Raw genomic sequence first — 11122 nt, 5'->3', positions numbered from 1 at the left:
CAAAAGCCGGAGGGTTCTGCCGTGGAGTCCTGGAAATGGCGGCAAAAGAAAGATGCCGGGAGCAACGCTCTCGCGTCACCCCCGGCACCCGGGTCCCCCGACGGTCAGCCCGCCGGCGCGAAGTCCAGCTCGTCGTCGGTCACCGCGACGACCGACCACGCGTTGCCCTCCGCGTCGCTCAGCTCGTACGACGGGACCAGCACCGCCCCGCCGTCGCCCTGGTAGTGCACGGCCCAGCCGAGACGGGCCTCGGTGATCGTCACGTCGCTCACGGGCCAGGAGATCGCAGCCCCCTCGCCTGCCGTCGGGGGCACCGTCGGCTCGGTCGGCTCGACGGGTGCCACGGCCGAGTCCTCCATCATGACGCCGACCTGCCCGCCCCGGGCGTAGGCGATCATCCCGGAGCCCGCGAACCGCGGGTCGCCCAGTCGCTCGACCGCCGCGGTCGGGCTGACGACCGTGTAGTCGCCGATCGAAACCGTGGGAGCGAGCGACCCGTAGAGGGACGAGAGCCCGGCCCCCGAGTACGTGAGGTTCCACGCGAGCCCCGTGCGCTGCCCCTCGACGACCTGCGCCGCGGTCACCGACACGGCCCGGCCCTCCTCGTCGAACGAGTCGGTCGTGAGCTCGTAGCCCGCCGGGTCGACCCCGAGCGAGGTGAGGACGTCCCTCGCGGCCCCGATCGCCGCGTCGGCCGCGGGCGCCTTGCCCAGGTCCGCCTGGCCGCAGCCGGCCTGGGGATCGACCTGCATCTCCTCGGTGCTCGGCGAGTCCGACCCCACGGCCGGGTCCACGAGCACGCAGTTCCAGGGGTCCTTGGTCGGGTCGTTGAACGACACGCTCGCCTGACCGTCGGGCTGGAGCGTGACCCAGGGCCCGGCGCCGTCGTCCGCCCCGACGACCCACGCCCCGTACTCCTGGCGCGGCTCGCCCGTGACGCCCAGCGCGGCGGCGACCCTGGCTGCGGACTCGGCCGAGAACACGCCGGCCGCGTCGAGGGCCCACGCGGGGGCCGAGTCTCCGTCCGTCCCGAGCCCCGACGCGGTGAAGACCGTGCGGCCACCGAACCCGCCGAACCCGAGACCGCTCATCTTGCTGTCGGCCGCCGTGCTCGACGCCGCACCCTGCTCGGTCGCGGGCGCCTGCAGGGTGATGGGTGCGTCCGCGGTCGAGGCCGTGGAGTCCGAGGTACCCGAACCCGCGCTCCCCAGGGCGTACCCGCCCACGCCGAACGCGAGCACCCCGGCGACCGCGGCAGCGGCCGTGAGCGGGAAGCGGCGCCGCCGCCGCGCGCGGTGCACGGCCAGCTCGTCCGGCAGGTCGGCGTCGGCCGTCGTGCCCCCCGCGTGCAGCGTGCCGCCGCTCGACGACGGCACGCCCGTCCCCGCGTCCGCCGCCCGGGCCGCGGCCTCGCTCGCGCCCGAGGCGCCGAACGTGCCGGACAGGTGTGCACGGACCGTCTCGTCCTTGGCCGCGATGGCCCCCAGGTCGGGGGTCGCCGTCGCGGCCGGGTCGGCGTCGCGCACACGCTCGTACGCCTCGTCGCGGGGCTCGGGGGCCGGTCCAGGGGTGCGGTCGTCGGTGCTCATCGGGAGCCTCCAGCTCGTCGATCCGGGGGCCCGGATCCTCTACCCCGTCTGTGTCGTCAGCGCTCCGGGTCTTGCACCGGGCGAAGAGTCGGCGTCGCCGTCCGGGCACGGACCTGCGCGACCGGCACCTCGCCCGTGTCGCCTGCCCGGGCCTGCGCGGCCCAGGCCTCACGCAGGCGCGACCTGGCCCGCGACAGCGCCGCGTCGGCGCCGCCCCGACTCACCCCGAGGACCGCGGCGAGCTCGTCGCCGGTGACGCCGTCCCAGGCGTTGAGGAGCAGGATGCGCCGGTCACGGGGCGAGAGCACGCCGAGCACCCGACGGACGTGGTCGTCACCGAGAGCGAGCGACATCGGGTCGACGTCGTCGGGCTCCTCGGGGACGTCGGCCACGAGGACCGGACGCATCTTGCGCCGGTGGTTCGCGAGGACGAACCCGGCGGTGCGGTAGAGCCACGGGAGCTCGGCGTCCTCAGGGAGGTCTGCCCGGCGGCGCCACGCGGTCGCGAAGACCTCGGCCGTCAGGTCCTCGGCGTCCGGTCCGGCCCCTCCTCCCTGGGCGGGCAGGCGGCGACGGAAGTACCGGTACACCGCCGTCGTGTGCGCGGTGAACAGCGCCTCGAACCAGGCGTCGTCGCGGGGCGGGGGCGTCACAGGGGCTCCAGGTGGGATCGCCGGCATCATCACCCTCCCTGTGTCGCGGCGGAGCGACTCCTTGCACCACGAGGTGGTTCGTGTTCCGCCGTACCACGTGCCCACCACGATCATGCCTCTACCCTGGGGGCATGAGCGCCCCCGACGCCGCCGTCCCGACGCCGCAGCCCGCCGATCGTCCGACGAAGCGCAAGGGGCGCACGGCAGGGTGGGTGATCCTCTTCCTGTTCCTCCTGCTCGTCGCGTTCCTCGTGTGCGCCGGCCTCCTGGCGCGCGACGCGCTCGCGGCCCGCTCCTCGCTCACCGAGGCGATCGAGAAGGTCCCGACGGTCGAGGAGGCACTGCGTTCGGGGGACGGCGCCGCAGCCGAGGCCGCCCTCGCCGAGGTCCAGCCCCTCACCGCGGACGCACGCAGCAGCACGGACGGCCCGCTGTGGTGGCTCGCGGGGCGCGCCCCGCTCTTCGGCGCCGACGTCCGCGCCTTCTCGACCGCCGCCTGGGCGCTCGACGAGATCACCCAGGACGTGCTCCCGCCGCTCGCGGCCGCCGCGGCCACGGTGTCCGAGGGCGGGGTCCAGGTGCACGACGGCACGGTCGACCTCGCGCCGCTGACCTCGGCCGCCCCGCAGATAGAGTCCGCGGCGGGCACCATGTCCACGGTCGTGGACCGGGTCGACGCGCTCGACGTCGCCGACCTGCACGACGAGCTCGCCGGGCCCGTGGTCGACCTCCAGGACAAGGTCGGCACGCTCGACGGGCTCGTCACGAGCGCGCACCGCACCACGACGCTCCTGCCCGCGATGCTCGGCGCCGAGGGGCCGCGGACCTACCTCGTCATGGCCCTCAACAACGCCGAGCTGCGCTCGCCGGGCGGCATCCCGGGCGCGTTCGCCGTGATCGGTACCGAGAACGGGACCATCACGCTCGGCGGACAGGCCTCGACCAGCGCTGTGGGCCCGTTCCCCGGGGGCATCCGTCCGCTGGCTCCGGCCGACGAGGAGCTCTTCGGCCCGAACATGGCTGTCTACGTCCAGGACACCGTCTTCACGCCCGACTTCCCGACAGCGGCTCCGTTGGCCGCCGCGATGTGGGAGGCCTCGCAGGGGCAGGTGGTCGACGGCGTCCTCACGCTCGACCCTGTCGCCCTGTCCTACCTGCTCGAGGCGACCGGACCGGTGGACGTCGCCGGGACCACCATCGACGCGGGGAACGCCGTCTCGACCCTCCTCTCGGACGCCTACGCGGAGCTCGAGCCGGGCGAGGAGACCGACGCGTTCTTCGCCGACGTCGCCTCCACCGTCCTCTCGGCAGCGCTGTCCGGCGGCACCGATCCCGCGAGCCTGCTGGACGCGGTCCGCCGCGCGACCAGCGAGCACCGCGTCCTCGTCTGGTCGAGCCACGAGGACGAACAGGTCCTTCTCAGCGACACCGTGATCTCCGGCGACATCTCGTCGTCCGATCGCGCAGCGGACACGATCGGTGTCTTCCTCAACGACGCGACCGCGGGAAAGATGGACTACTACCTCGACGCGACCGTCGAGCACGTGGCCAGCGAGTGCTCCGCTTCCGGACGTACGGACACCTTCCGCGTGGACCTCACGTCCAACGCCCCCGCCGACGCCGCGACCGACCTGCCCTGGTACGTGACCGGCGGCGGTATCTCCGGCACACCTCCGGGAAACATCCGAACCGACCTGTTCCTCTACCCACCGCGCGGGGGGCGCATCGTGAACACGACCGCCGACGGGACACTGACCGGCAGCAAGGTCGTGGAGAGTCACGGCCGCGCCGTCGCGACGCTGCCGCGCGAGCTCTCTCCGGGACAGAGCACGAGCGTCACGTTCACGGTCACGAGCGACGGGACAGGTGGCACGAGCAGCTCGTCGGACACCCGACAGGTCGACCTCTGGTCGACCCCGACCATCCACCACGGCGGTCTCACCACGATCGAGGTGCCGGTCTGCGGATGACCGGCGGGGATGTCACGGCGGAGCAACAATTCCCCGAGGATTGATTTTCACCCGGACACCCGTCCATCTGGCGCCGGATAGTGGATACCCTGACAAGTCAGGGTCCATTGTCGGTACGACGCGCACCAGAGCTTTGACCCTCCCATTCATCGACCGCCACGAACAAGACTGGTGATGACGCCATGAGCACATCAAGGACCACACTCTGGGCGCGAGGACTCGTCGTCGCAGGGCTCGTGGGTGCGACGGCTCTCGTCGGCCCCGCGGCGAACGCTTCCCTCGATACCCCCGACGCGACCCCGACCACCGGCGACTACGTCGAGACGACACCACCTCCGACGATCGAGCTCACGGTTCTCCAGCCCGTGTGCGACGGCGACGTGCCTTATCTCGTGTACGACGTCGACGTGACGGGCACGCCGAACGAGACCGTCACCATCACGTGGCTCAACCCGTCGGGCGAGAACGTCGTCCAGGCCGGGCTGCCCCTCTCCGGGCGTGTCCTGTGGCCCGGGGCCACCGTGAACTCCGCCGGCGAGCCCACGGGATGGCCGGGATGGGTGTTCGAGGACGGTGAATGGGTCGAGGGCGGCAGCTTCGGCTGGGTCCGCCCCACGGTCGACGTCCTGTTCCAGGTCAACCCTGAGACCACGGTCTCCGTGGCCTACCCGCCGTCCAGCCCTAACTGCAACACGAACCCGCCGGGCAAGACGACGCCTCCCCCGGGAACCACCGTCGACGGGAAGGTCACGACCGTGGCCAACGTCTCGGACTCCCAGGGTGGCCTTGCGGAGACCGGTGCCACGGTCGGCAAGTTCGTCGGCATCGGCGCAGCCCTCCTGCTCGTCGGAGGCGGACTCGTGCTCGTCGCCCGGCGCGGTCGCAAGGGCAACGCCTGACGAACCCCGCAGAGCACGAAGGCCCCCGGTGATCATCACCGGGGGCCTTCGTACGTGCAACGACCAGGGCTGGCCTCGGCTAGGCCGAAGCGGTCGCCCAGGTGCCCGCGTAGAGGCGCGACTCGAGGCCCTCGAAGGCCCAACGGTCCGCGATCAGCGTGGGACCGTTGGGCGACTCCGGGATGAACCACTGCAGCTGCTCGACCGTCATCTGCTCGGCGCCGGTCGCGTCGACGCAGCTGAGGTCGAAGCGCGTCAGCGTGCCCTTGGCGCCGTCGATCTCGACGTCGAGCGTGCTGGTCTCCGTCGACGCCCCCACCTCGAGCTTGCCGGGGCCCGGGCAGAACGCCCCCTCGGGGACGTAGGCCTGCGTCGTGTCGATCTCACCGACCGCGTCGCCGCTGAGGACGTCGAAGCTCGGGCACGCCTCACCCTCGGGGCAGCCCCCAGCACGCACCTGGGTCAACCCCTCCGAGGGCTGCACGATCGACCAGTAGTCGGCGGCGAAGAGCGCGAGCGGGCCCACGTCCACGGTGTTCGTGTGCTGGCCCTCGTGCTCGTCGTGGTTCTCGGCGGCAGCAGGACCAGAACCCGAAGGGTCCGTGTCCGCGGTGGCCTTGTCGGACGAGCCACCGGTGCAGGCCGACGCGAGGAGCCCTACCCCCAGGACGACCCCCGCGATCGGGACGAGGCGCGCACGGCCGGTGCGACGTCGTCGGGCGGGCCGGGCAGACGCCGCGACGGCGGCCTCAGGTGCGGCCGGAAGAAGAATCGGCTGGAGCTTGTGCACGGAGGTACTGCCTCACTCATGTAGGTCGGCCCCGGCGTGACCCACTGGGGAGAGTCGCGCCGGGGCCTCGGACGATTTCACGCTACTGATGCCGGGCCGGGACGGAGATGAGGGAATCCCACATCCTTGCCGGCGGGGTACGGGGAAACCCGTACCCCGGTTGTCGACCCCGCGGTCGGACGGGCTGGTCAGAGTCCCTGCCCGACCGGCCGCGGGGTCGACGACGTGCTCAGAGGGTCAGCACGCGCCGCTGTCGGCCCAGGCGCCCCACTGCTGGGAGCCCGGAGCCTCGCCCTGGGTCCAGTACTTCGCCGTCCACGTGCGACCGGAGTGGCTGACCACCTTGCCCCCCGTGTACGTCTCGGTCGCGGACCAGGCGGGCGCGAGGCACGTCCCCGTCCCGCCGGTCGAACCACCCGTCGTACCACCGGTGGTGCCGCCGGTGCTGCCACCGGTCGAGCCACCCGTGGTGCCGCCGGTGGGCTCGACGACCGTGACGCCCCGCGGGTAGTCGTACGTCGTCGAGTACGACACGCCGCCGATCGTGACGATCACGTTGGAGAACTGCGCGATCGGCATGGTCCACTTCAGCTGGTTCGTGATGCTGCCGCCCGCGGGGATCCCGCCGAGGGGCACCGTGAACTGCGCGGTGTGGAAGTCGCCCTTGAGCCCACCGACGTTCGGACCCGTGTGCCCCTTCGTGACCGTCGCGGTCTTCATGCCGGACCAGTCGCTCATCTCGCCCGTGTCGGTCGTCCCGTACTGGAACGAGATGGTCGCCCCCGCCGGGATGTCGGTCTTCGACCTGTTGGTGAAGACGACCTTCGGGTTGATCGGGTAGTTGCTGTCCCCGAGCGCGAACTGCGTGTAGTCGATGCTCATGTCGATCGCCTGCTTCGGCATGACGCGGTCGGCGTTGGCCTTGGTGGCCCCGTAGGCGGTCGTGGCGCTCAGCCTCGAGTGCATGAGGTCGACCATGGTCTGGCCGATCTCGTACTGTCCCTTGGCCGAGTTGTAGCCGTAGTCGCCTGCGAGCTCCCAGATCATGATGCCGCCGAGGCCCGTGTCCGCGACGTAGTCGGCCTTCGCGCCGATGGCCTGCGTCGTGTCACCCGAGAGGAAGACCTTCTTGCTCGCGTTCCACCACCACTCGTTCTTGGTCACCGGGTCGAAGTGGTGCACGTACGAGCCCGTGACCGCCGTCGGGACCTTGTAGGAAGCCGCGTAGTCGCCCGCGATGCCCTTCTGGAGGTTGAGCGCGTGCCAGATCGGGTTCACGCCGGCCGGGACCGCGTTGCCCATGGGGTCGGAGTCGAACCAGAGGTTGTCGACGCCCTCGGCCCCGTAGCCGCACTTGCCGTTGGTGCCCGCCGGGCACGAGAACCCTGCCGGTGGGACCGCCTTGCCACCCATGCCGTCGACGCCGCCCTGGACGCCCTGGAAGCCACGGGTGTAGAAGCCGACGCCGAGGTTGACCCGGCCCGCGGGCATCGCGCCGCGGAAGTAGTGCGCGGCCCAGTCACCGTTGAGGTAGCCCATGCCCTGGTACGCCGTGTAGACGCCCGCGGCCGTGAGCTCGGGGTCCTTGCCGTCGTCGAACAGCGGCGAGTTGCCGCCGACGTGCTCGTTCCACGCACCGTGCAGGTCGTAGGACATGAGGTTGACGTAGTCGAGGTACTGGACGACCTGGTAGGCCTCCATGCCGCGCAGCAGCCATCCCGACGACGGCGTCGCGGTCGTCAGCATGTAGTACTCGCCGTCCTCGGCCCCCGCCTTGTCGAGCTTCTCGCGCAGCGTCTTGAGCAGGTTCACGTAGCCCTGGAAGTGCTGGCCGCGCTTGGCGTCCGAGAACGCGAAGTCGTCCGGGTTGCCGGCGCCCTTGTTGGACGTGGGGTACTCGTAGTCGATGTCGATGCCGTCGAACCCGTACTGACGGATGAACGCGACCGTCGAGTCCGCGAACGTGTCGATCTTCGCCTGGGACTCGGTCATGGTGTAAAAACCACCGGATGCGACGCGCTTGCCGTCGGCGTCGAAGTAGCCACCCGTCTCGGCCCAGCCGCCGACGGCGGGGATCACCTTGACGCCCGGGTTCGCCTTCTTGTACTTGGCGAGCAGGTTGAAGTGCCCCTGGTACGACAGGCTCGGGTCCATCTCCGCACCGGCGACGCCCGGCCATGTCATGCCCGTCGCCGGGTTGCCTGCTGCCTGCGCGTTGACCGAGATCTTGTTGTCCGCGCCCACGTGGGCGAACGCGTAGTTGATGTGCGAGAGCTTGTTCCAGGGGATGTCGCTCGCGAGGTAGCGGGGCTGCCCGTTGGCGCCCGTGCGCCAGCTCGAGAAGTAGCCGATCACGCGGCGGTCGAGCCCGTTGGGGAGCTTCTCCCGGCCGTCGGCGTCGTAGACGTCGCAGTAGGGCACGTCGACGCCAGGGGTCTTGTACATGCCGTCGGGACGGCACGCCTCGTGGCCCGTCGCCGGGGTCCCGGGCGGTGTGGTCGTCCCCGTGGGGTCCGGCGTCCCCGTGGGGTCGGGGGTACCGGTCGGGTCCGGGGTGCCGGTCGGGTCCGGGGTGCCGGTCGGGTCCGGGGTGCCGGTCGGGTCCGGGGTGCCGGTCGGGTCCGGGGTGCCGGTCGGGTCCGGGGTGCCGCACGCACCCTGGGACTCCCAGGGGCTCGTCGTCTCGGTGCCCGGGACGTTGCCCTGCGTCCACCACTTCGCGCGGTAGTTCACGCCGCCGTACGACGCGGTCGCGGACCCGGTGTAGGTGGCCGTCGAGGACCACGCCGGCGCGCAGGCGGTGGCCGCGGTCGAGGACGTGGCGGTGGCCGTGACGACCATCGTCGCGAGCAACGCTGCCGTCGTCGCGAGGGCCGCGCCGACCCGGGCGCGGTGCCCGGTGAGTTTCACGTGCATGAATCTGCCTTCGTTGTGCGGAGCGCGACACACGGTGTGCATGAAGCGCAGAGGGCCGCAGAGCGTCGCCCTGCGGGAGGAGAGGGCCGAACCCGGAGCCGGTCGAGCGCGAGGAGCTGTCCTCGCGCGACGGACCCCGGGCCCGGCAGCGGAGGTACCGCTCCGTGGTACCCACCGATGACGGAGCCTCGTCCGGCGTCGGTCGTCGGCGGGGGTCGGGGTGAGCCGGGGGCGGGGCGGGGTTGCCCGCCCCCGGCTCGGCTTCAGCAGGCGCCGAGCGCCTGCCACGGGCCGTACTGCTCGGCTCCGGGGACGTTGTTCTGCGTCCACCACTTGGCCGTGTACTTCTGGCCCGCGTGAGAGACGGTCGCGCCGCCGGAGTAGGTCGCAGAGGCGGACCACGCCGGGGCGGTGCACGTCCCCGTGCCCGTCGTGCCGCCGGTGCTACCTGTGGTGCCGCCGGTCGTGCCACCCGTCGGGTCGGTCGTGCCGCACGCGGCGACGAGCTCCCAGGGGCTCCCGGCCGTGCCGGGGGTCTCGTTCAGGGTCCACCACTTGGCCTTGTAGTTCTTGCCGTTGTGAGAGACCGTCGCGCCGCCGTTGTAGGGGCTGCTCGCGGACCAGGCCGTCGCGCACGCCGTCCCCGTCCCGCCGGTCGGGTCCGTCCCGGTCGGGTCGGTGCCCGTCGGGTCGGTGCCCGTCGGGTCGGTGCCCGTCGGGTCGGTGCCCGTCGGGTCGGTGCCCGTCGGGTCACCACCGGTCGAGCCGCCCGTGACCGGTCCTGCCGGGGCTGCACGGAACTTCGTCGCGAGCCCCTTGAGCAGCGAGCCGTCCTGGTTGCCCGTGAGGTCCCACCACATGGCCCCGCCGAGCTTCTTGGTGGCGATGTAGTCACCCTTCACGCCGACGGACTTCGGGTCGTCGAAGCTCCACCACTGGTTGCCGTCGTACCGCCAGGAGGCCACGGACACCGGGTCGAAGTACCCCGTGCCGAGGTTCTTCAGCTTGTCGTAGTCCTCGTTGCCGGCCTCCCACGTGCCGGGCCCCGCGTCGGTCGCGACCCCCCAGGGCGCCGACGACGTCGCGCCCTTCCAGCCACGCCCGTACATCGCGAGGCCCACCGTGAGCTGCTTGGCCGGCACACCGTTGTCGAGGTACGCCTTGACGGCCTTGTCGACGCTGTACCGCTTGTTCGCGGGGCGCGTGTCGGTCGGGTCGTCGTACAGGTTGCCCTGGTGGCCCGTGAGGGTCTTGTTCCAGGCACCGTGCAGGTCGTATCCCTGGATGTTCCCGAAGTCGAGGTACTGGTAGTTCTCCGGGTCGTTCCACCCGCCGGACGCGATGTCGTCGGGGTTGGCCGGGAGGAACGCGCTGAGCTGGTAGTGCTTGCCCGTCGTGGCGCCGTAGGCGTCGAGCTGGGTGCGGAACTCCTTGAGGAGCGCCTTGAAGTTCGCCTTGTCGCCCGCGACGTCGACGATGTTGCCGACCTCCCCATTGAGCGAGCCGGGCCACTCCCAGTCGATGTCGAAGCCGTCGAACACGCCTGCCGCCGCACCGGGGCCGCCGCGACCGTCGACGACGGGCAGGTTGCCCTTGAGGTACAGGTCGATGCACGAGGACACGAGCTTCTTGCGGCTCGCGTCGGTCGCGGCAGCCTTGGAGAAGTTCTTGGACCAGGTCCAGCCGCCGATCGAGAGCATGGCCTTGAGCTGCGGGTTCTTGGCCTTGAGCTGCTTGATCTGGTTGAACGAGCCGGCGAGCGGCTGGTCCCAGGCGTCGGCCACGCCTGCGACCGAGTTGGCCGCGGTGTAGCCCATGCCGTAGTCGGCCCACGCGTCGCCCGCGCCGTCGGACCCGTTGGGGCCGGTCCCCTGGGCCTTGTTGGCCTCGAAGCACGTGAGGGTCTGGTGGTGGATGTTGCCGAACGCGTAGTTGAGGTGCGTCAGGTCGGCGGCGGCGCCGGAGTCCTGGAGCTCCTTCATCTTGAAGTCACGCCCGTACACACCCCACTGGGTGAAGTACGCGACGTTGCGGTAGCCGTTGATCGCGCTGTCGCCCGAGGTGGCGGTCGTGGTGGCTGCGGGGAGGGGGGCGGCGGTCGCGGCGACGGTGCCGGCGACCAGGGACGCGGCGAGCATGGCCGTCGCGGTCAGTCCCGCGGCCACCTTCCTCGCGCGGCCTCGTGGGGTTCTCAGTCGCATGTGTCTGCCTCACTGGGTGGGGGCTCTGTGCCCGGTGACCCCGGACGTCGTTGCCCAGGAACACCCCGACCCTAGGGAGCGCGCGTGCCCTCGTGAATCAGCGT

Annotated in this window: 7 protein-coding genes; 2 read left to right on the top strand and 5 right to left on the bottom strand. The window is 71.4% G+C overall.

The window, feature by feature from the left end; all coding sequences use genetic code 11:
• Nucleotides 1-104 precede the first annotated feature (104 nt).
• Both ASE27_RS01875 and ASE27_RS01870 read right to left on the bottom strand, forming a co-directional pair.
• On the bottom strand, nt 105-1589 hold the full coding sequence (locus ASE27_RS01875; protein WP_056645142.1) for a hypothetical protein: 1485 nt from the start codon (nt 1587-1589) through the stop codon (nt 105-107).
• Between the two features lie 56 nt (nt 1590-1645).
• Nucleotides 1646-2242: an RNA polymerase sigma factor gene (locus ASE27_RS01870; protein ID WP_369800530.1), complete on the bottom strand. Its 597-nt coding sequence runs from the start codon at nt 2240-2242 to the stop codon at nt 1646-1648.
• A 131-nt stretch (nt 2243-2373) separates the two neighbouring features.
• On the opposite strand from ASE27_RS01870, the gene ASE27_RS01865 reads away from it, so the two are divergent.
• Together ASE27_RS01865 and ASE27_RS01860 are read left to right on the top strand one after the other, a co-directional pair.
• Nucleotides 2374-4212 (top strand): DUF4012 domain-containing protein, encoded by a 1839-nt coding sequence (locus ASE27_RS01865; protein WP_056645140.1) that lies wholly within the window; start codon nt 2374-2376, stop codon nt 4210-4212.
• Between the two features lie 182 nt (nt 4213-4394).
• Entirely contained in the window at nt 4395-5111 is a 717-nt protein-coding gene (locus tag ASE27_RS01860; RefSeq protein ID WP_082608396.1) for a hypothetical protein, read from the top strand.
• A gap of 79 nt (nt 5112-5190) precedes the next feature.
• Here the strand turns inward: ASE27_RS01860 and ASE27_RS01855 are convergent, their stop codons facing one another.
• The 3 genes from ASE27_RS01855 to ASE27_RS01845 form a co-directional block, all read right to left on the bottom strand.
• Nucleotides 5191-5901: a hypothetical protein gene (locus ASE27_RS01855; RefSeq protein WP_056645137.1), complete on the bottom strand. Its 711-nt coding sequence runs from the start codon at nt 5899-5901 to the stop codon at nt 5191-5193.
• A gap of 237 nt (nt 5902-6138) precedes the next feature.
• Complete coding sequence (locus tag ASE27_RS01850) at nt 6139-8817, bottom strand: glycosyl hydrolase family 18 protein (protein ID WP_200955870.1); 2679 nt, start codon at nt 8815-8817, stop codon at nt 6139-6141.
• Between the two features lie 263 nt (nt 8818-9080).
• On the bottom strand, nt 9081-11018 hold the full coding sequence (locus ASE27_RS01845) for a glycosyl hydrolase family 18 protein (RefSeq protein ID WP_082608394.1): 1938 nt from the start codon (nt 11016-11018) through the stop codon (nt 9081-9083).
• Between the last annotated feature and the right edge of the window lie 104 nt (nt 11019-11122).

Origin of the sequence: Oerskovia sp. Root918, from assembly GCF_001428945.1 — a bacterium.
Taxonomy (GTDB): domain Bacteria; phylum Actinomycetota; class Actinomycetes; order Actinomycetales; family Cellulomonadaceae; genus Oerskovia; species Oerskovia enterophila.
This window is presented reverse-complemented; position numbering and strand designations above follow the sequence as displayed.